This is a genomic window from Zobellia alginiliquefaciens (assembly GCF_029323795.1).
Classification (GTDB): Bacteria; Bacteroidota; Bacteroidia; order Flavobacteriales; family Flavobacteriaceae; genus Zobellia; species Zobellia alginiliquefaciens.
This window is the reverse complement of record NZ_CP119758.1, coordinates 2,084,660-2,105,848: the sequence shown is the minus strand read 5'-3', so window position 1 is coordinate 2,105,848 and position 21,189 is coordinate 2,084,660. Positions and strand designations below refer to the sequence as shown.

Genomic DNA, 21,189 nt, shown 5'->3' with positions numbered 1-21,189 from the left:
CATGGAGAATAAATATGACCTTGTCGTAGTTGGTGGAGGCATTTTAGGTACTTTTCATGCTTATCACGCAATGAAAAACGGTCTAAAAGTTGCTTTGCTCGAAAAGGATGGAAAACCCCAAGGGGCTACCGTACGCAATTTTGGACAAGTGGTACCCTCGGGCATGGACTCTAAATGGCAAATATACGGACGGGAAAGTTTAAGAATATATAAGGATATACAATCTAAATTTGATATTTCCGTACGGCAAGAAGGGAGTATCTATATTGCTTCCAATGAAGAGGAAGTTCAACTCTTGGTAGAATTAAACGCCATCAACCTCAAAAATTCCTACAAGTCTAAGTTAATGACCAAAGAGGAATGTCTTAAAAAGTATCCTGGTCTCCGTGAAGATTATGTAAAAATGGGGCTTTTCTTTCCTGAGGAAGTTATGGTAGAGCCGCGTCTAATGATCGGCAAACTACAAAGCTATCTAAAAGAAATAGGCCTGGATATTTATATGAACAAGACCGTGGTAGAATGCAATTCCCTTACCAATTGGGTACAAGTACACACCACGGACAATATGGCACTATCCGCCTCTAAGGTCATTATCTGTAACGGAAGTGATTTTAAAATGCTGTATCCGAATTTGTTTTCAGAAAGCGACCTCATCGTATCAAAATTACAGATGATGCAAACCAAGGTTCAGCCTAATTACAAACTGCCAAGCTCCGTTCTAACTGGCCTATCCATAAGACGCTATGAAGCCTTCTCCGAGTGCCCATCCTATGCTTCGGTTAAAGCAAATGAAAAAAGTGAATCCCTAGAAAAAAAATGGGGTGTACACATTCTGTTCAAACAAGCTATGGATGGTTCGGTTATTATTGGTGATTCCCACGAATATGCCCCTGCTGCAAGTATAGATGATTTAGGTATGGATCTGAATATGGACATTGACAACTTCATTTTAAACGAAGCAAAGAAAATATTTGATTTGCCTACCTACCAATTACAAAACAGATGGTACGGTCTTTATTCCCAATGTAAAAATGCGGACCTATATCAGCATACCATAGATCGGAACATTCACATTGTAACCGGTATAGGTGGCAAAGGAATGACCGGCAGTGCAGGCTTTTCAAAAGAAAATATCAATTCAATATTCAATTTACAAAATGCATAACATAGTATTAGCAGTATTTGACATGGCCGGAACGGTCGTAAATGAAGACAACGTAGTTTATAAAACGGTACAAAAAGCCATTAATAAAAGAGGGTATGATGTTACATTAGATTTTGTACTGGAACATGGTGCAGGAAAAGAAAAGCATCAGGCTATAAAAGATATTCTGATAGCAAGCGACAAAATATCCTCAGAACCCTCCGAACCCATTTTTGAAGATTTTAAAACGATGTTAGACGATGCCTATAGCAATTTAGCAGTTTCTTCTTTTGAAGGCGTTGAAAAAACTTTGGCGGACCTAAAATCTAAACATATTAAGATTGCCTTAAACACAGGTTACAACAGGGCCATAGCGGAACTTCTACTTCAAAAAATGAACTGGAGCCTAGGTAACCAATATGATACACTGGTTACGGCCGATGATGTAACGGAAGGAAGGCCCCATCCCGAAATGATTTCTAAGGCTATGGAAAATTTGGGAGTGACCGATGCAGAAAAAGTATTGAAGGCCGGGGATTCAATCATAGATATTGAAGAAGGAAAAAACGCAAATTGTGGTGTTACAGTTGGGGTTACTACTGGAGCCCACACGGCAGAACAGCTAAAATCCGCCAACCCTACTTACGTACTAAATTCTCTTGTTGAACTTACCGATTATATTGAAGGGTAAACTATAACTGGCATAGTAAAATTAAACTAACGATCCGCTATCCTATGATAGCGGATCGTTTTGCTTTCACTGTGGTAAAACTTAAATAAAGAAATAAATGACCAACATCTTAGTTGGCGCATCACTTCTATTTACCGGAACATGCGGAATACGACCATCAAAGAAAATAGAGTCCCCTTCTTTCAAAAGCACTTCTTCCTCTCCAATTATATAATAACATTCACCGGTAAGCATATACTTAAACTCGTAAGCATCTGTAGTGACTTTATCACGTTCCGAGCTGGGTTGAACCTCTAATAAAACCGTCTCAAAACCTAAGGAAGAAAGCTGTTTTCCAAAAATGTAAGTATAATTGAAACCAACTGCGGTGTCCTCTTTTTCAATTATAGAATTGTCCTCTTTTCTCGAAACTATATAGCTAGCCCCGTTTACCTGTGGCATACCATTGAAAAACTCGATCACTTCAATTTCCAATGAACTTATTATTTTCAATAATACGGGCAAAGATGGTATGGTTCTTCCGTTTTCAATCCTTGAAATCAAGCCACCGGTTACCTCTGCACCACGCGCAATATCACTTATCGTTTTGTTGCTTTCCTTTCGGATTTCTTTTATCCGTTTTCCAATACCTATCAGGTAATCATCCATAGTTAAAACTTAAAGTACAAACATACTATTTAATTAAAATATGTAACTGAAATCTCACAGGTAACATGACATTTTACACGACCTAGATTTCAATTTAGACGTCATAAGTACAAAATCTATAATTGAGTATTTGTAAATAACATTAAGATAACCTTTTCATAATAAAACTCTTTTAAACCTTGCAATAACTTAATATTTAATGACATTTCGCTTAACTTATTCATTAGATATTTGTTGCCTAATAATTAACCAAAGTTTACAAATACGAAAAAAATGAAAAGAACACTTCTTTTAACCTTATTCGCATTAATGGTCAGTTTGGCCGCCCGTGCACAGACTACTTTTACGGGAACGGTGCTAGACGAGAACCAAGTACCATTACCGGGAGCATCCTTAGTTATTAAAGGAAGTGCAACTGGTGTAGCCACGGATTTTGACGGTAATTTCAGTATAGAACTACCTCAAGGAAATGAAACTTTAGTAGTATCCTACCTAGGTTATATCCCCTCTGAATTAGATACTTCTGGAAAAACATCGGCAACAATCGTTTTACAACCCAATTCAGAACAATTAAATGAAGTTGTGGTGACTGCTTTGGGCATAAAAAGAGAAGCTAAAAAATTGGCCTACGCGGTACAAGAGGTCTCCGGAGACGAAATTTCAGAAGCAAAGGAAACTAATGTGGTCAACTCTTTGGCAGGTAAACTCGCGGGGGTTCAAATAACCGGTGGCAATTCGGGAGTAGGGTCATCCTCTCAAATTATAATCCGTGGTGAAAGTTCGTTAAACCCAAGTCCAAATGCCAATTCACCACTTTTTGTAGTTGATGGAATTCCTATCAACAATAGTGTAAGCAGCCGTTCTAGCGAAGGTAATATGGAAGTAGATTACGGCAACGGCGCGCAAGACATTAACCCTGACGACGTTGAGACCATGAACGTTTTGAAAGGCCCGAGCGCAACAGCCCTTTACGGCTCAAGAGGAGCGAACGGAGTTATATTGATTACTACAAAATCAGGGAAAAACAATAAAGGTATAGGCGTTTCATATACGAACAACACTACTTTTGAGTCTATTCTAACATTTCCTGAATATCAATACGAATACGGTCAAGGCTCAAACGGTCAGTTTGCTTTTGCCGATGGTGGTCAAAACCGCTCCATAACGGGAGGCGTAAACGATCATGTTGATGAAAGTTGGGGTCCTGCTTTAAACGGTCAATTAATCGCACAACACGACAGCCCTACAACTAGCGGTTTGCGTGCTGGAGACGTTCATGTTCGCCCAAGAAATGCAGACGGTACTTTTGCCGATGAAATTATCGCTACTCCTTTTCTATCAAGACCGGGTAACATCAAAAGTTTTTTTGAAACAGGTCACACCATTAGTAACAATATCGCTCTAACAGGAGGAAACGATAAAGGTAATTTCAGGCTCTCTTTTACTGATTTGCAAAGCGAGGGCATAGTACCCAATACCGACTACAACAGACGTTCGTATGCCCTCAATGGTTCATACCAACTTACAGATTGGCTTAAGGTTTCGGGTTCTATGAATTATATAAACAGTAATTCTGGCAACCGCCCTGTAAACTCTTACGGTACAGAAAATATCATGTATTTATGGATTTGGTTCGGACAGCATGTAGATATGAACTCGCTTCGTGACTACTGGCAACCGGGTCTGGAAGGCGTACAACAGTACAATTACAATTACAACTACCATGACAACCCTTTCTTTAACGTATACGAAAACACAAATAGTCTTGATAAAGACCGTCTGATTACCAATATGCGCGCAGATATTAAATTGGCAAAGGGTCTTGATTTTATGTTCAGAACAGGTTTTGATTATGCCAATGAACTGAACATGCGCAAAAGAGCTTATTCTACACAGCGGTTTCCAAAAGGCCAGTATAGAGAAGATAACATCTATGCCTTTGAGCAGAACACAGACTTTCTACTTGGCTACAACACTTCACTTAATGAAGATGTTGACCTAGGACTTTCAGTTGGTGGTAACAGTCGTATAGTAAAGAATAGATATCAGAGAATAAGTGCCAACTCACTATCCATACCCGGTATCTATAACTTCGGAAACACTGCGGAACCCTTAACTTCTAGCGATTATGATGACAAAAAGGAAATTAACAGTTTGTACGCCTTTGCTAATTTTGGGTTTAAAGACTATCTATTTTTAGATGTAACCGGCAGAAACGACTGGTCTTCTACACTTCCTCTAGAGAACAGTAGTTATTTTTATCCCTCAGCCGGGTTGAGCCTTATCCTATCGGATATGTTCACCTTTCCTGAAACTATAACTTTTGCAAAATTAAGAGCTGGTTGGGCAAGTGTAGGTAACGACACCGATCCTTACAACTTATTATCCACTTATGGATTTGGAACAACCTTTAATGGCTTTTCACGAGTAAATTCTCCTTCAGAACTGAAATTACCGGATTTAAAGCCAGAAAGAACCAACTCTTTTGAAGTTGGGACCGATTTAAGATTCTTCAGCAATCGCTTGGGCTTAGATGTGGCATTATATAGGTCGGAAACAAAAAACCAGATAATTTCACTACCTGTTTCTAATACTTCGGGTTACAATCAAACAGTGATCAACGCTGGTAAGGTTAGAAATGAAGGTCTTGAAATCACTTTAAACGCAACACCCGTAAAATCTGAGAATTTCACTTGGAACACCAACATCAACTTCACCACGAATAGAGGTGAAATCTTAGAGCTTGCAGAGGGACTCGACTTTTATCAGATAAAAGAAAATTATCTTATCGTAGGTGCCGAAGTAGGTGAAAGAATGGGAGACTTATACGGCACAGGTTTCGTAGAAGTAACCGATACCAGCAGTCCATATTACGGACAATGGATTATTAACCAAGATACTGGTCTACCTTCAAGAGATAGTGAACTTAGAAACTTGGGCAATTACAACCCTGACTTCATGGTTGGGCTTCAAAACAGTTTCCGTTACAAAAACCTAAATCTAGGCGTTCTTTTTGATTGGCGGCAAGGTGGTGTTTACCACTCTAGAACAGTATCCATTGGTGGCACCACAGGTCTTTTGGATTTTACTACTGAAGGTCGTGAAACAGGAATTGTGGCAGAAGGTGTTATCAATACCGGAACCGAAGAAAATCCTGTATATGAAGAAAACACCATCAATGTTCCTGCATCAGGGTACTATTCTACGGTATATAACCGGAGCAACGAAGAAACTACCATGTACGATGCCAGCTATGTTAAGCTGAGAGAAGTGAAATTTGGTTACAACTTCCCTAAAAAGATGTTCGCCCAAACACCAATTGCTTCGGCTAGTATTTCTCTTGTTGGCCGTAACCTAGCCTTGTGGACAGAGAATCCTCATGTAGACCCGGAAACCATTTCTTTCTCGGGCGGAACGGTGGTTCCAGGTGTAGAAGATATGGCATTACCAAGCACAAGAAGCTATGGTATCAATATAAACATAGAGTTCTAAATAGAATTAATCAATACAATATTATTCAAGATGAAAACATCAAAAATATTCACCATAATTCTTCTTACGGGCTTAAGCTTAACGGGCTGTACAGCAGATTTTGAAGAAACAAACTCAAACCCCAATGCTCCAGAAATGGTAAGTGCCGATTTACTTACCGCTACGGCAACTTCCGATATTGTCCGCACTTTAACTTCCGAAGGGTATTCAGACGGAAATACCCTTACACAGTTAATGGCGAAGAACAACTTCCCTGGTTTTGGCCAATTTGAATGGGGAGATCAAGGTCTATGGAATTTTTTCTATCAGATTTTGCCCGAAGTAACGGACATTTTAGAAATCTCTAGAGCTGAGGAAACCAAGAATAGTACGTATGAAGGTATAGCCTTAACCTTAAGAGCACTTTGTTACGCCAACTTAACCGATTTGTATGCAAACGTTCCTTTCACGGAAGCCATTACCGGAAAAACAGATGCGGTTTTTACTCCAAAATACGATGATCAAGAAACGGTTTACAACGGTGTTCTTCAAGATTTAGTGGATGCCGATGCTGCATTGGCCTTGGGTGAAGCCATTACAGGCTCAACAGGAGACGTTATTTTTGATGGCGATGCCTCAAAATGGAGAAAACTCGCAAATTCACTTCGCTTACGCTACTTGTTGCGAATCTCAAAACAAAGAGATGTTTCCGCCGAAATGCAAGCTATTGTTAGTGCCGGTAATTATATCATGACCAACGATGACAATGCCGTCCTAACTTTCAGCGGAACTTCAAATACTGATTCTTGGCCCGAAAGTACAGGTCGAATCGGTGGTTTTGACGAGAAAAGTTTATGTACCACCGGACTGGAATACCTTACCCGTTTTAACGACCCTAGATTGGATATTTGGTTTGATCGTAACAGTGATGGAGAATATGTGGGCATACCTATTGGCTTAAATCAAGATAACGCTAGAGCGTATGACGATGCTAATAGCCCTAGCCGTTTAGATGTTGAATTGTTCTACTTTTCCAGAACTGAGGCTGAGGCTTATATTATTAAAAGCTCTGAGGTAAACTTTATATTGGCCGAAGCGGCAGAAAGAGGATTTATTCCCGGTGATGCCGAAACTTTTTACAATGAAGGTATTCGCCAAAGTATGAAGTATTGGGGTGTAACCGACGATACGGTTATTGACGCCTATTTGGCTCAGCCTTCCGTGGCATACGATGGAAGCATCGAACTGTTGATGACCCAAAAAACACTTGCTCTTTGGAATGTCGATTACCAAGGATGGTTCAATTACAGAAGAACAGGTTTACCTGCGCTTGAAGCTGGTCCAGACAACGAGAACCAGGGTCTTTACCCAGTAAGATTCCTATACCCTTCTTCTGAGCAAACATTGAACGAAACAAACTATAAAGCTGCAGTAGAAGCAATTGGTGGTGACAACATCAACGCTAAGGGTTGGTGGGAAACTGGAACTAGGTATTAAGACGACCTTTTCTAATGTAGGATAACAATTGTCTCGATACTTAATCGAGACAATTGTATTTTTAAAACATAAACCTCTAAACAAAAAATGAAACTACTTAAATTACTTATCCCAGCTATACTATTCTGGGGAATAGGGTTAAAAAGTGTTCATGCTCAAGATGTAGCCAACCTTGGCATCGAACACGTAGTAGTCATAGGTTTTGACGGACTTAGCCCAGACGGACTTCAAAATGCCGAAACCCCAACCTTCGATAAGATTATCGCTGAAGGTGCTTCAACCATGCACGCTAGGGCTGTACTGCCCACAAGTTCCAGTAGTAACTGGGCCTCTATGATCATGGGTGCAGGTACCGAACAGCATGGCATTACATCAAATTCATGGCAACGTGACAACTTTGTTTTGCCGGCGGTTGCCCAGAGTGAAGACTTTTTATTTCCGACTATATTCAAGCTAGTTGACAGTAAATTTCCCGATGCAGAGATTGGCGCCATTTATCATTGGGGCGGTTTTGGAAGATTGTTCGAAAAAAGTGCAGTTGATTATGACGTGAGCCCTGAAACCGAGGAGGAAACGGCCCAAATTGCCAGCGAATACATTCGAGCAAAAAAGGCAAAATTCACTTTTATTCATTTTGACCACGTAGACCATGCTGGTCATGAATATGGCCATGGCACCCCACATTATTACGAATCCGTTGAAAAATCGGATAAACTTCTTAAAGAAGTTATGGATGCAATTAAAACAGCCGGTATTGAGGACAAAACCCTGGTTGTCGTAAGTGCCGATCATGGTGGTTTGGGCAAAGGGCATGGCGGCGAGTCTCTTCAAGAAATTGAAATTCCCTTTATCGTTTGGGGAAAGGGAGTCAAGAAAAACCATAAAATTACCCACCCTGTCTACCAGTATGATAACGCAGCTACGGTAGCCTTTGCATTGGGAATTAAGACGCCACATGCTTGGATCGGCAAACCTGTTGCATCTGCTTTTGAAGGTTATGAAATAGAGGACCAATACACCGTTCTAGAACAGCTAAAAGAACCCATTATTTTCCCTGAATCTGATGGGTATAAAAAAGCTGGCGGACTTTTCACAGAATCTACTTCCGTTGAAATCAAAAATATGAACGAAGAGGGAACCATTAGGTATACCTTGGATGGTTCATTGCCTACCAAAGCTTCGGCCATTTACGATAAACCTTTCCGCTTAACGAATAACACCGTAGTTAAAAGTGCCTTATTTACAGATAATAAAATTAGTAGCCCTGTTGCCGAAGGTTATTTCAGGATACAACCTAAAAAAGCGAAAAAACCAGTAAACTACGAGATTTTTTATATGGATAATCTCACTTTTATTCCAGCCTTAAGCACTAAAAAACCAGATTTGAAAGGCACTACTTCTGAAATTACCTCAGATGAAATAAATGACAAGATCAAGAGCAACACAGCGGTAAGGTTCACTGCTAGAATAGAGATAGAAAAAGAAAAAAATTACAGGTTCTATCTTCGTTCGGATGACGGTAGCAAACTCTTTATTGATGACGAACTCGTAGTAGACAATGATGGTGATCATGGTGTAAAGACCAAAGATGGCACCATCACTTTACAACCTGGCATACACCTTATAAAAGTACTATGGTTCAATGGTGGTGGCGATGGCTGGTTAGACGTTTTTGTAGAAGAAGGCGATGCTGCCAAACAGATATTATCTCAACCGTTATTGATGACCGATTAAATGAATTTTTTCAATTTTAGTTTCGTTTTACTCTCTTTTTTGCTGGGCACTACAGTTTGTGCCCAGCAATTTTTTTCCGAACTGCCCCCTTGGCAAGAAGGTATGCTAGACATACACCACATCAACACAGGAAGAGGCGATGCTGCCTATTTTATACTTCCGGACGGAACAACGCTTTTAGTAGACGCTGGTGACATGTCCGAAACGCATGAACGAACCCTTTCCGCTAGAAATGCCAAATTGATGCCCAACAATTCTAAATCGGCGCCTGAATGGATTGTAGATTACATTGATCAATTTACACCCAAAAACAAAACTCCGCAGTTAGATTATGCGCTTCTCACCCATTATCATGACGACCATTTTGGTGAAATGGATGTGAATAGAAAAAAGGCTGAAAACGGAAATTACTACTTAACAGGAATTACAGAAGTAGGCCACCACCTACCGATAAAGACCATACTTGATCGCGGCGATTCTTATCCTGTTGACCTAAAAAACGTAGAAATTCAATCAAAAATAGATAAGAACGATGCTTATGGAACGATAGCTACGCTTAAAAACTATTGGAACTTTATCAATTTCCAAGCAAAAACTAATGGGCTACAATATGAAGTCTTTGAAGCTGGTCAGCTGAATCAAATAGCCCTTAAAACAAAACAAAAAGATTTTCCTGATTTCAATATTCGAAATATAGCAGTGAACGGTGAGATTTGGACCGGAGAAAAGAACCGTACATTTTCCATTTTTAAAGAAGGTGAATATCCTGGAGAGAATCCATTGAGCACTTGCCTTAAAATTAGCTATGGTAATTTTGATTATTTCACCGGAGGTGATATCAGCGGGATTAATGCTTTTGGAGGCATCAATATTCACTCGGTAGAATCCAACATAGCGCCTATTGTTGGTGCGGTAGATGTCGCAACTTTAAATCATCATGGCAACCGCGATTCACAAAACACATTTTACGTGCGCACCCTACGTCCACGCGTCTGGATTCAGCAAAACTGGTCTAGCGACCACCCGGGCGAAGAGGTCTTAAGACGTATAACTTCAAAAGAACTTTATCCGGGTGAACGAGACATTTTCAGTACTGTTCTTTTACAAGCCAACAAAGATGTGATTGGCGGCAGACTCGACCAGTATAAAAGCCATAACGGACATATTGTTCTACGGGTTGAAAAAGGAGGCGCATCCTATAAAATATTTATCTTGAACGATACTTCCGAAAAGCGTGAAGTACTATCAGAACACGGTCCTTATGAGTCAAAATGAAAAACGGGAAATAAAACAGAATAAAAGAACCGAGGGCGACATCAACTACACGCCAGCAAGACAAGAATGGTTATTCAATGAAGTTGATGAAACCACAAAGGAGCTACTGGAAAAAGACGCTCGGTATTTCTTTCATCAATCTTTATCGTCACCATGTTTAGATGTTCTAAAAAACTGTGACGGTCCTTATATCGAAAACCTATCCGGGAAAAAGTATCTCGATTTTCATGGGAATAATGTGCACCAATTGGGCTTTTCGCATCCAAAATTGGTACAACGCCTAACCGAGCAATTGCAATCGCTGACTTTTTCCACCAGAAGATACACCAATGAAAACGCTATCGATTTTGCAGAAAAACTAGCCTCTCTTTTACCTTCTGACCTGAACCGTACGCTAATGACACCCAACGGTAGTGCCGCAATTGGTATTGCTCTAAAACTGGCCCGTGCGGTTACCGGAAAGTTTAAAGTGGTCTCCTTTTGGGATTCTTTTCACGGGGCTTCCTTGGACGCTATAAGTGTGGGCGGAGAATCGGTTTTTAGAGAACACATGGGCCCTTTAATGCCGGGTGTAGAACGCATTCCACCGCCGGTGACGTACAGAGGTATTTATGAAAATAATGAATCTAAATGTCTGGAATATCTGGAATATGTATTCGCCAAAGAAGGCGATATTGGTGCTTTTTTAGCGGAAACCGTTCGAAACACAGATGTTCAAATTCCCTCAAAAGCTTTTTGGAAAGAAGCCAGACGCCTCTGTGATCAATATGGGGTACTATTAATCTTAGATGAAATTCCCATAGCGATGGGCCGAACGGGAAAAATGTTCGCTTTTGAAAATTATGATATTGAACCTGATATTCTGTGTTTAGGGAAAGGGCTCGGTGGTGGAATTTTTCCGCAGGCAGCGATTGTCGCTCGGGATGCCTACAACAAATTCAGCGATATTTCATTGGGTCATTACACCCATGAAAAGAGTCCGCTTGGTGCTGTTGCAGCCTTAACTACCCTAGAAATTATTGAAGAAGAACTCCACTCCGGTACGATTAAAAATCTGGAGGGTATGATGCAGCAAGAAATGAATCGCCTAAAACAAAAGCATTCTATCATTGGTGATATTCGTGGATTGGGACTTTTGTGGGGTGTTGAACTGGTGACAGACCAAAAAACTAAAAAGAAAGCCATAAACGAAGCCGAAAAAGTCATGTACGAATGCCTTAAGAACGGACTCAGTTTTAAAGTTTCGTCAGGGAATGTTTTACAACTGGCTCCAGCACTCACAATTTCTTCTGAAGAGCTTAAAAATGCCCTCACAATACTAGATAACGCACTTTCTACTTTAAACCATCAATCTTACTGAAAAATGAAAAACAAACATCTATTACTTGTTCTCAATCTTCTATTATGTTCTTGGGCTTTCGCCCAAAAAGAGAAACCAGAACTTGTCGTAAACCCGTATTTACAGGATGCCATGCCCAACTCCATTAAAATAGTTTGGCAGACTTCCAGCGGAGAGGAAAGTATTGTAGAATGGGGTACGACACAAAAATTGGGTAAAAAATCGGAGGGTTCTGCGCATGACATCAACTTTTCTGAATCTCGCATTCACGAAGTCCAAATTGATGGTCTAAAACGGTTTACAACTTATTTTTATCGCGTACGAACCGGAATGGTTGTCTCGGACATTTTTCAGTTTAAGACACCTCCTTTTGGCAATGACAATCAATCGTTTAATATGCTCGCTATAAGCGATATGCAAAAAGACCACCATAATCCGGATAAATTTTCTGAGATTGTAAACGAAGGTATCATTCCTTACCTCAAAACCGAATACGGTGAAGCGCTTCCTGAGAATTTAGCCTTGGTAATGGTTCCTGGAGACCTAGTAGAAAATGGCACCAAATATAAACAATGGAAAAATGATTTTTTTGACCCGGCCCAAAACCTGTTCGCCGAGGTTCCCGTTTATCCGGTGCTTGGAAACCATGAAAAAAACTCATCTTACTACTTCAAATATTTCAGTCTTCCTGAAAACGGTACGCCCGCTTACGCGGAACATTGGTGGTACAAAGATTACGGTAATACCCGTATCATTGGCCTAAACAGTAATAACGGATATAGAGATATTGATGCACAATACACTTGGTTGGAAGAAGTCTTGGCAGAAGCGGCAAAAAATGAAGACATCGACTTTGTTTTTGCTCAATTGCACCATCCCCATAAATCAGAATTATGGATACCTGGAGAAGAGGCATCTTCGGGAAAAGTAGTGAAACTCCTTGAAGATTTCAGCACAAAAACAGGAAAACCCAGTCTTCACTTTTTTGGGCACACCCATGGCTATTCCCGTGGTCAGTCCAAGGACCACAAACACCTTTGGGTAAATGTGGCTTCTGCAGGAGGTGCTATTGATAATTGGGGTGAGTTTGAAGGTCGTGATTATGATGAATTTACGGTTACGCAAGATGAATATGGTTTTGTAATGGTAGAAGTAGATGCCAACCAGGACAACCCTAAATTCACTTTAAAAAGAATAAGTCGAGGTAATGAAAATAAATTTCGCTCAAACGAAAAAACAGATGAGATTACCATCTACGCCAACAGTCACAAGCCCGAAGTTCCAAAAGCCATTTCCCCAAAGGGAGAAAACATCCCATTTACCGGAACAATGCTCAAAGCGGAAAACTTCAACAGTTCTTTTAACGATGCTTACCACGCCGCTTCTAACTGGCAAATTTCTACTAATTCCGATTTTTCGGACTTAGTTATCGATAGCTGGAAGCAATCGGAAAATTGGTACTATCTTGAAAACAGACAAGAAGGAGACGACTTAACGGACGAGCCTTCCAAAAGATTAAAACCTAACACCACCTATTATTGGCGCGTTCGCTACCGCGACCAGCACCTAAATTGGAGTGATTGGTCCAACCCGCTAACTTTTAAAACCAACAACCCATGAAAAAATTGATATTCTGTATTCTAGGACTTCTCTTATTTATAAAAACCAATGCGCAGGAGAACGACACTAAGGTTGTACTGATTACCTTGGATGGATTGCGGTGGCAAGAACTTTTTTCAGGAGCTGACTCCCTTTTAGTCGCCAACAAAAAATACGTCCATGATACCACAGCATTGAAAAGCAGCTTTTGGAAATCCACGGCAAAAGCCAGAAGGGAAGCCTTGATGCCTTTTGTATGGAATTCTGTTTCCAAGATGGGAACAATTCACGGTAACCGAGAATTGGGCAGCAAGGTAGACCTAACCAATAAAATGTGGTTTTCCTACCCAGGCTATAATGAAATTTTGACCGGTAAGGCCGATGACGCACGCATTGGCAGCAATGACAAAATACCTAACCCAAACACAACCGTGCTAGAAATAGCAAACAGGGATGAACGCTATCAGAACAAAGTAGCCGCCTTCGGCAGTTGGGATGTTTTTCCTTATATCGTAAACGAAGAGCGGTCGGGCGTACCCGTAAATGGAGGTTTTGAAATTGCAGAAGGCAAAGACCTAAGTGAACGTGAAAAATTCCTGAACGAGCTGCAACCTAAAGTGCCTAGTCCTTGGAGTACGGTTCGATTGGATGCCTTTACCCACTATTACGCCGTAGAGCATATGAGGAAAAATCATCCAGAGTTGGTATACATCGCTTATGGGGAAACTGATGATTTTGCTCACGATGGAGATTATGAAGCGTATTTGAAATCTACTCATAACACAGATGGCCTTATTAAAAACCTCTACGATTTCACCCAACAAGACCCCTTTTACAAAGACAAAACGCTTTTCATAATTACCACGGATCACGGACGCGGAACCCAACCCTTAGAAACTTGGAAAAGCCATGGGGAAAACATAAAAGGTGCCGGTCATGTTTGGATCATCCTATTTGGTAAAGGGGTCTCTAAAGGTGGAGAGATTTCAATTTCAGAGCAATTGTATAGCAACCAAATAGCTCCAACACTCCTAAAAGTATTAGACCTGAAAAATCCATCGAAAAATAGGCCGGCCAGACCTCTTTCCCTAAACTAAGATTCAGGTACTATTTTTCATAAAGATAGCTTGATATTAAGTTAACCCAACAACAGCGAGTTTAGACGAATTTTGCAGTGTGATTATTTGAGTTAATCTAGTTTGAGTTAGTTTAGTAAAACCGATGCAAGTCTCGTGCATCGGTTTTTTCTTTTTAGAGCTAGCACTTTCAGTTTTTTTCTTATTAAAAAAATAAAGATTAACTAACAAATTGTTAATCTAATGTTTACGGCCGGGTAAACTAAAAAAACCACCTTTACCCAAACTTATTTTCTACCTATGAAAATAGTTCTTTTATACCTATCGACCCTTGTGGCAGACCTTCTAATCTCTCGGCTTAGAAGCTATTTTTCGCCCCTAAAATTCAAGAAAATCAGAAAGCATAGTCGCCCCTCCATACAATGAAAAAAAGACCTGTTGACATTGTCGTCATATCAGACATACACCTTGGAACATACGGATGCCACGCCAAGGAGCTGATCAAGTATCTAAAATCCATTAACCCAAAACAAGTTGTTCTTAACGGGGATATTGTTGATATATGGCAGTTTAATAAACGTTACTGGCCCAAATCCCACATGAAGGTGGTAAAGCTGCTAATGGAGTGGATTACAAAGGGTGTAAAGGTTCATTATATTACAGGTAACCATGATGAAATGATGCGGAAGTTTTCCGGTTTTAAATTGGGGTCTTTCAGCATTGTCAATAAATTGGTTCTCACCGTTCATGGCAAGAAAGCTTGGATTTTTCATGGTGATGTTTTTGATGTTACCATGCAACATTCAAAATGGTTGGCCAAACTAGGGGCTATTGGTTATGACACCCTTATTCTTATAAACAGTGCGGTAAACTTTTGCTACAAAAAACTTGGAAGAGGACCGGTTTCCATGTCAAAGAAAATAAAGAACAGTGTAAAATCTGCCGTAAAGTTCATAAACAACTTTGAACAGACCGCTGCGGATATCGCTATTGAAAATGAATTTGATTATGTGATCTGTGGTCATATTCATCAACCAGAGATTAAATCAATAGAAAACGAGAACGGTTCCGTAATGTATCTAAACTCGGGAGATTGGATAGAGAACCTTACGTCATTGGAATATGTAAAAGGAGAATGGAAACTCTATAGTTACGAAGATGACATGTACATTCAGGCCTACAATTCGGACAGTAACGACCATGTTGAAATGCTAGAGAAAAAAGAGCTTTTTCAAAGCTTAATGGCGGAGTTCAATGACATGGTCGCCTCAAAAGTAAGTAAATGACCCACCCAAAAAGAAACAGTAGATGAAAGTTCTCTACGCAATACAAGGTACGGGAAATGGGCATTTAAGTAGAGCTCGAGATATTATTCCCTCCCTACAGAAAAACAATATTGATCTGGATATTCTGGTCAGTGGTACGCAAGCCGATATTAAATTACCCTACCCCATTACCTACCAACTGAGCGGATGGAGTTTTATTTTTGGAAAAAAGGGTGGTGTTGATATGTGGCGCACGTACGAAAAAACCAATTCTGCCAGAATAAAAAAAGAAATAAAGAGTATCCCCATTGAAAAATACGATTTGGTAATTAATGACTTTGAACCTATCTCCGCATGGGCTTGCAAGTCAAAAAAATTGCCCTGTGTAGCACTTAGTCATCAGGCTGCGGTTATATCTCCCAACTCACCCAAACCCAAGAAAAAAGACCCTCTAGGAAAGCTAATATTGGAGAAATACGCGCCGTCTACAACCCAATATGGTTTTCACTTTAAAACCTATGGAGAAAATATGTTCAAACCCATTATCCGGCAAGATATAAGGTCTACAACGAGAACACTAGGGGAACATTACACGGTTTATCTTCCTTCTTACAGTGATGAGAAATTGTTAAAAATGCTCTCGCAAATTAAAGATGTAAAGTGGCAAGTTTTCTCTAAGCACAACCAAAAAGAAATTTTCTCGAACAACATAACCATTAGCCCCATCACTAATGAGGCCTTTGTAAGCAGTATGGCGAGCAGCAAAGGTGTACTTTGCGGCGCAGGGTTTGAAACGCCTGCGGAAGCACTCCACATGCAAAAGAAACTTCTGGTCATACCTATGAAAGGCCAATATGAGCAACAGTGTAATGCAGCAGCTTTAAAAGAAATGGGGGTGCCCGTAATAAAATCCCTAAAAATGAAACATCTTGACAAAATTAAAACTTGGATAGATACGGACACCAAGTTAGACGTGCACTACCCTGACATTACCGATGAGATAATCAAGTCCGTTTTAGAAAAATCGCTATCCTTATATAAAGGCAAATAATTTTAAATGACGCATACGAGTGAGCAATCAAATTTTGACTTGCAACCTGATGATTTTGGACAAGATTTTATTTGGGGTGTATCTACCGCAGCCTACCAGATTGAAGGCGCCCACAATATTCACGGAAAGGGTACGTCTATTTGGGATGATTTTGTATCCAAAAAAGGGAACATTTTTGAGGACCAACATGGGCAAATAGCCTGTGATTTCTACAATAGATACAGGGACGATATTCTTTTAATGAAGTCGATGAATATTAAACATTATCGGTTTTCATTATCATGGTCTAGAATTCTACCTGACGGAACGGGTAGGGTAAATCAAAAAGGCATAGAGTTCTATAATGATGTTATTAATTTTTGCCTTAAGTGCGGCATTACCCCATGGGTAACCCTTTACCACTGGGACCTACCCCAAAATCTAGAGGATTTAGGAGGTTGGACCAATAGGAAAATATTAGATTGGTTTGAAGATTACGTGAAAATCTGTGCCAAAAACTTTGGTGACCGCGTGAAGCATTGGATGGTCCTTAACGAACCTATGGTTTTCACAGGCGCAGGATATTTTTTAGGCGTACATGCCCCCGGCAAGAAAGGGCTCAAAAATTTTCTGCCTGCTATACACCATGCAGTTCTATGCCAAGCTTTAGGAGGAAGATTGCTTCGTAAAATGGTCTCCGATGCCATAATTGGGACAACTTTCTCTTGTTCGCAAATTACACCTCAATCGGATAGTAAAAGAGATATGAAAGCAGCGGATAAAGCAGATGCTCTTTTAAACCGACTTTTCCTTGAACCCAGCTTGGGTCTAGGTTACCCTGACGAGAGTATAGCCGTTCTTAAAAAGATTAAAAAATACGAACAACCGGAAGATGCCCAAAACAGCATTTTTGAGTTTGATTTTATCGGTATTCAAAACTATACCCGAGAGGTGGTTAGGCATAGCTATACCGTGCCCTATTTAAGAGCAAAGATTGTAAAAGCACCGGAACGCAATGTACAAACTACGCTTATGGATTGGGAAGTTCACCCTCCCAGTATTTATGAAATGCTGAAAAAATTCAACACCTACAAAGGCGTGAAAAAAATATTGATTACCGAAAATGGAGCCGCTTTTGAAGATACCATAGAAGCGGGAGAAGTGAATGATATAGAACGTACTAACTATTTAAAAAGCTACTTAAAACAGGTGCATAAAGCGAGTTTGGAAGACCTAAAAATTTCAGGTTACTTTGTGTGGACATTTACAGATAATTTTGAGTGGGCAGAGGGATATTACCCTAGATTCGGTTTGGTACATATCGATTTTGATACGTTGAAACGTACCATTAAAGCTTCGGGAAAATGGTACAGTACTTTCTTGGGAAGGAAAAAGAGCTAAGAAACGTACGGAAACAAAAAAAACCGATGTCCCCATCGGTTGAATTCTATTCAAGCTAATTCAAATAAGAACGTATGCCGGATAATGCGCTGCAAAGATGCTCCTTATTAGAGCACCTTTAGTAACCATAAGTTTAGGGGTTCATTACGCTTGTGTTAAGGAGTTATAATCTCACTCTTATCCATTTAAATTCAACAAAAAACTAACAATTATAGATGTAATCCCTTATCATCTATAAGTGTTAGCTTCTGAAAATCAAATTACTTCCTACAAATCAAACAAGCTGGGTAACCATAAACTAAGCTGAGGAATATACGTTACTAGGAACAGTGCTATTATCATAGCTATAAAAAGTGGAAATAGTGGTTTTATCACTTTTTCTATGGTGGTATTGGCTATACCCACCCCAACAAAGAGCACCGAGCCCACAGGAGGCGTACAAAGACCAATACAAAGGTTCAGTACCATGATGATTCCAAAATGCACTGGATCTAATCCCAATTTAGTTACCACAGGTAAAAATATCGGCGTAAATATCAAAACCGCTGGAGTCATATCCATAAAAATACCAACGAACAACAATAACAAGTTAATGATTAGTAGAATTACAATCTTATTATCGCTAATACCTAAAAGTCCTGAACTAATTTCTTGAGGTATGTTCTCATAGGACAATGCCCATGACATACTCATGGAGGCACCTATTAACAACATTACAATTGCAGTAGTAGAAGTAGAGTCCAACAGGATTTTAGGCAGCCTATCAAATGATATTTCCTTATAGAAAAAACCCAATAGCAAGCTATACAGTACGGCAATGGCGGAAGCTTCTGTAGCGGTAAATACGCCTACTACAATACCTCCAATAACCACAACTAGCATAAACAAACTAGGCAATGCATCTACAAACGTTTTAAAAATCTCTTTTAAAGAACTACGTTTTCCCACTTTGTAACCTTTTTTCTTTGCCCAAAAAGAAGCTACGATCATTAGAAAAAGACCTGTGAGTATCCCAGGAATATATCCTGCCAAGAACAATGCGGCAATAGAAGCACCACCACTTGCCAAAGAATACACAATAAGTACATTACTGGGCGGTATAACCAGACCCGTTGTAGCAGCCGTTATATTCACCGCTGCACCAAATTCACGGGAATACCCTTCCCTTTCCATTTCAGGCCCCAAAATACTGCCCATAGCGGATGCTGCTGCCATAGACGAACCTGCAATAGCCCCCATAAGCATAGCCGAAACAATATTGATCAACGCCAAACCACCAGGTAGTGCCCCCACCATGGTCTTCGCAAAGGCTATCAACCGGTGTGCAATACCACCTTTGTTCATTAATTCTCCCGAGAGTATGAATAAGGGAATAGCTAACAGCGCGAAACTATCAAGTCCGGTTCCTATTCGTTGCGAAACAGTTGTGAATGCCGGTAACACGGGAATGCTTACCAACATGGTAAGAACAGATGATATGGCAATACTCCATGCCACGGGAGTTCCTATGCCCAATAGAACAACAAAACTCAGCACCAAGACTAAAATTGGTAAATACTCCATAATATTTAATCGTTAAGAAGGTCAGATATTTTATAATAGATGATAAGGATGCCGCTTATTGGAATTACAAGGTACACCACGGATAATGGCACTTGCAAAGCAGGTGAATGCTGGTCTAGCACATGGGTAATATAAACTAGACGAGAACCACCTATGACCAAAGCTCCAAGGCTGAACAAAATCACCAACCAATGCACTACCAATTGTAACTTTTTTTGAGTGCGTTCACTAAATCTTTTGGGTAATACATCTATGGCTACATGAAGGTTTTTTCCGGAGACGTATGCCGCACCCAGAATACCGATCCAAATCATAAGATATCTTGCCAACTCATCTGTAAAAGAACTTGGTGAGCCCAATAAAAACCTACTGAACACCTGCCATAGTACGTTTAAGACCATAATCCCCATTATTGTAACGAGAAAATAGGCCAGGACCTTATCAATGTTTTTCCTTAATTCCATATTATTTAGTTGCTTGTATTTCTTGAATCAATTTGTAGATGACCTCGTCTTCCTTATACTTATCAAACGAGTCTTTTATTTTATCAGAAAAGAGGGTTTTATCCGGTCTAATAATTTCCACTCCTGCCTTTTCAACTTCGGCCAGAGCTTCATCTTCGGATTCTGCCCATAATTTACGCTGGTAACCTATGGAGCCATCTACAGCTTTCTTTAACCAACTCTGTTCTTCTTGGGATAAACTTTCCCATAAATGGGTTCCGGCCAATAATACATCCGGCAAAACCGTGTGCTCATCTAGCGTATAGAATTTACAAACCTCGTAATGTCTGGAAAGATAGAAGCTAGGCGGGTTGTTCTCAGCACCATCAACCACACCTTGCTGTAAGGCAGTATACAGTTCCCCCCAAGAAATTGGTGTTGGAGAACCGCCTAAATCCTTAACCATATCCATGGCGGTTACACTTTCCATAACCCGGATTTTTAGCCCTGCCAAATCATCCGGGTTATTTATTGGGCGGTCTTTGGTGTAAAAACTTCGGCTTCCCGCATCATAATACCCTAAGCCTTTAAGCCAATATTGTTCACCATCGTTCAAGAGTTCTTGACCTATAGGACCATCCAAAACATCAAAAGAATGTTGTCTGTCCCTAAAAAGAAAAGGCAACCCCAAAACCTTCATTTTTGGGGCAAAATTTTCCAGTGTCCCAACGGATACTTTTGTCATATCTAGACTTCCTATCTGGAGCAGTTCTAGACATTGTCTTTCTGTACCCAATTGTTGGTTCGGATAGATTTCCAATAGCATTTTGCCTCCGGAAAGTTCCTTTAGGTCTTCCCCCATTTTCACCATGGCCTTATGAACCGAGTGGTTTACATCGAGCCCATGAGCCAAACGAATAGTTCGATTACCGCCCAACTCACCACAGCCGGATAACAAAAGTATCCCCATGGCGAAAAAAATAAATTTTAGATTCAATTTCATATGATAATCA

The 21,189-nt window shown here is 40.1% G+C and carries 16 protein-coding genes; 12 read left to right on the top strand and 4 right to left on the bottom strand.

Annotation, left to right across the window (positions count from 1 at the left end; genetic code table 11):
• Position 1: 1 nt before the first annotated feature.
• Positions 2–1,165 (top strand): TIGR03364 family FAD-dependent oxidoreductase, encoded by a 1,164-nt coding sequence (locus P0077_RS08895; protein WP_276168775.1) that lies wholly within the window; start codon positions 2–4, stop codon positions 1,163–1,165.
• Positions 1,158–1,835, top strand: a complete 678-nt coding sequence (locus P0077_RS08890; RefSeq protein WP_276168773.1) for a phosphonatase-like hydrolase — start codon at positions 1,158–1,160, stop codon at positions 1,833–1,835. Before P0077_RS08895 ends, P0077_RS08890 begins: the two co-directional genes overlap by 8 nt.
• A gap of 81 nt (positions 1,836–1,916) precedes the next feature.
• On the opposite strand, the gene P0077_RS08885 is transcribed toward P0077_RS08890, so the two are convergent.
• On the bottom strand, positions 1,917–2,483 hold the full coding sequence (locus P0077_RS08885) for a helix-turn-helix domain-containing protein (protein ID WP_276168772.1): 567 nt from the start codon (positions 2,481–2,483) through the stop codon (positions 1,917–1,919).
• 273 nt (positions 2,484–2,756) lie between these two features.
• Between P0077_RS08885 and P0077_RS08880 the strand changes: the two genes are divergently transcribed.
• From P0077_RS08880 to P0077_RS08835, 10 genes are all read left to right on the top strand, one after another.
• Positions 2,757–5,975, top strand: coding sequence for a SusC/RagA family TonB-linked outer membrane protein (locus tag P0077_RS08880; protein WP_276168770.1), 3,219 nt, complete (start codon positions 2,757–2,759; stop codon positions 5,973–5,975).
• Positions 5,976–6,005: 30 nt separating this feature from the next.
• The gene (locus tag P0077_RS08875; RefSeq protein ID WP_276168768.1) at positions 6,006–7,451 is read left to right on the top strand and encodes a SusD/RagB family nutrient-binding outer membrane lipoprotein; all 1,446 of its coding nucleotides are present in this window, start codon (positions 6,006–6,008) and stop codon (positions 7,449–7,451) included.
• An 87-nt stretch (positions 7,452–7,538) separates the two neighbouring features.
• Positions 7,539–9,185 (top strand): alkaline phosphatase family protein, encoded by a 1,647-nt coding sequence (locus P0077_RS08870; protein WP_276168766.1) that lies wholly within the window; start codon positions 7,539–7,541, stop codon positions 9,183–9,185.
• Entirely contained in the window at positions 9,186–10,460 is a 1,275-nt protein-coding gene (locus P0077_RS08865) for a ComEC/Rec2 family competence protein (protein ID WP_276168765.1), read from the top strand. It abuts the gene before it with no gap.
• Positions 10,447–11,820, top strand: a complete 1,374-nt coding sequence (gene pbfA / locus P0077_RS08860) for a (R)-1-hydroxy-2-aminoethylphosphonate ammonia-lyase (protein ID WP_276168764.1) — start codon at positions 10,447–10,449, stop codon at positions 11,818–11,820. The genes P0077_RS08865 and pbfA overlap by 14 nt, the downstream gene beginning before the upstream one ends.
• 3 nt (positions 11,821–11,823) lie before the next feature.
• On the top strand, positions 11,824–13,419 hold the full coding sequence (locus P0077_RS08855; RefSeq protein ID WP_276168763.1) for a fibronectin type III domain-containing protein: 1,596 nt from the start codon (positions 11,824–11,826) through the stop codon (positions 13,417–13,419).
• Positions 13,416–14,495 (top strand): sulfatase-like hydrolase/transferase, encoded by a 1,080-nt coding sequence (locus P0077_RS08850; RefSeq protein ID WP_276168762.1) that lies wholly within the window; start codon positions 13,416–13,418, stop codon positions 14,493–14,495. The genes P0077_RS08855 and P0077_RS08850 overlap by 4 nt, the downstream gene beginning before the upstream one ends.
• A gap of 401 nt (positions 14,496–14,896) precedes the next feature.
• Entirely contained in the window at positions 14,897–15,760 is an 864-nt protein-coding gene (locus tag P0077_RS08845) for a UDP-2,3-diacylglucosamine diphosphatase (RefSeq protein WP_276168761.1), read from the top strand.
• A gap of 22 nt (positions 15,761–15,782) precedes the next feature.
• Positions 15,783–16,790, top strand: coding sequence for a glycosyltransferase family protein (locus tag P0077_RS08840; protein ID WP_194529274.1), 1,008 nt, complete (start codon positions 15,783–15,785; stop codon positions 16,788–16,790).
• 6 nt (positions 16,791–16,796) lie between these two features.
• Positions 16,797–18,170: a GH1 family beta-glucosidase gene (locus P0077_RS08835; protein ID WP_276168760.1), complete on the top strand. Its 1,374-nt coding sequence runs from the start codon at positions 16,797–16,799 to the stop codon at positions 18,168–18,170.
• A 267-nt stretch (positions 18,171–18,437) separates the two neighbouring features.
• On the opposite strand, the gene P0077_RS08830 is transcribed toward P0077_RS08835, so the two are convergent.
• Genes P0077_RS08830 through P0077_RS08820 form a run of 3 tightly spaced genes read right to left on the bottom strand, consistent with a single transcriptional unit; the run spans position 18,438 to position 21,179 of the window.
• Entirely contained in the window at positions 18,438–19,733 is a 1,296-nt protein-coding gene (locus P0077_RS08830; protein ID WP_194525444.1) for a TRAP transporter large permease, read from the bottom strand.
• A 5-nt stretch (positions 19,734–19,738) separates the two neighbouring features.
• On the bottom strand, positions 19,739–20,197 hold the full coding sequence (locus tag P0077_RS08825) for a TRAP transporter small permease (RefSeq protein ID WP_194525443.1): 459 nt from the start codon (positions 20,195–20,197) through the stop codon (positions 19,739–19,741).
• A gap of 1 nt (position 20,198) precedes the next feature.
• A complete protein-coding gene (locus tag P0077_RS08820; protein ID WP_276168759.1) occupies positions 20,199–21,179 on the bottom strand; it encodes a TRAP transporter substrate-binding protein in 981 nt (326 codons plus the stop codon).
• Positions 21,180–21,189: the final 10 nt, after the last annotated feature.

Bases quoted from the DNA above. Each gene is read 5' to 3' on its own strand.
- P0077_RS08895 (WP_276168775.1), top strand. From the start codon at position 2: ATGGAGAATAAATATGACCTTGTCGTAGTTGGTGGAGGCATTTTAGGT.
- P0077_RS08890 (WP_276168773.1), top strand. From the start codon at position 1,158: ATGCATAACATAGTATTAGCAGTATTTGACATGGCCGGAACGGTCGTA.
- P0077_RS08885 (WP_276168772.1), bottom strand. From the start codon at position 2,483: ATGGATGATTACCTGATAGGTATTGGAAAACGGATAAAAGAAATCCGA.
- P0077_RS08880 (WP_276168770.1), top strand. From the start codon at position 2,757: ATGAAAAGAACACTTCTTTTAACCTTATTCGCATTAATGGTCAGTTTG.
- P0077_RS08875 (WP_276168768.1), top strand. From the start codon at position 6,006: ATGAAAACATCAAAAATATTCACCATAATTCTTCTTACGGGCTTAAGC.
- P0077_RS08870 (WP_276168766.1), top strand. From the start codon at position 7,539: ATGAAACTACTTAAATTACTTATCCCAGCTATACTATTCTGGGGAATA.
- P0077_RS08865 (WP_276168765.1), top strand. From the start codon at position 9,186: ATGAATTTTTTCAATTTTAGTTTCGTTTTACTCTCTTTTTTGCTGGGC.
- pbfA (WP_276168764.1), top strand. From the start codon at position 10,447: ATGAGTCAAAATGAAAAACGGGAAATAAAACAGAATAAAAGAACCGAG.
- P0077_RS08855 (WP_276168763.1), top strand. From the start codon at position 11,824: ATGAAAAACAAACATCTATTACTTGTTCTCAATCTTCTATTATGTTCT.
- P0077_RS08850 (WP_276168762.1), top strand. From the start codon at position 13,416: ATGAAAAAATTGATATTCTGTATTCTAGGACTTCTCTTATTTATAAAA.
- P0077_RS08845 (WP_276168761.1), top strand. From the start codon at position 14,897: ATGAAAAAAAGACCTGTTGACATTGTCGTCATATCAGACATACACCTT.
- P0077_RS08840 (WP_194529274.1), top strand. From the start codon at position 15,783: ATGAAAGTTCTCTACGCAATACAAGGTACGGGAAATGGGCATTTAAGT.
- P0077_RS08835 (WP_276168760.1), top strand. From the start codon at position 16,797: ATGACGCATACGAGTGAGCAATCAAATTTTGACTTGCAACCTGATGAT.
- P0077_RS08830 (WP_194525444.1), bottom strand. From the start codon at position 19,733: ATGGAGTATTTACCAATTTTAGTCTTGGTGCTGAGTTTTGTTGTTCTA.
- P0077_RS08825 (WP_194525443.1), bottom strand. From the start codon at position 20,197: ATGGAATTAAGGAAAAACATTGATAAGGTCCTGGCCTATTTTCTCGTT.
- P0077_RS08820 (WP_276168759.1), bottom strand. From the start codon at position 21,179: ATGAAATTGAATCTAAAATTTATTTTTTTCGCCATGGGGATACTTTTG.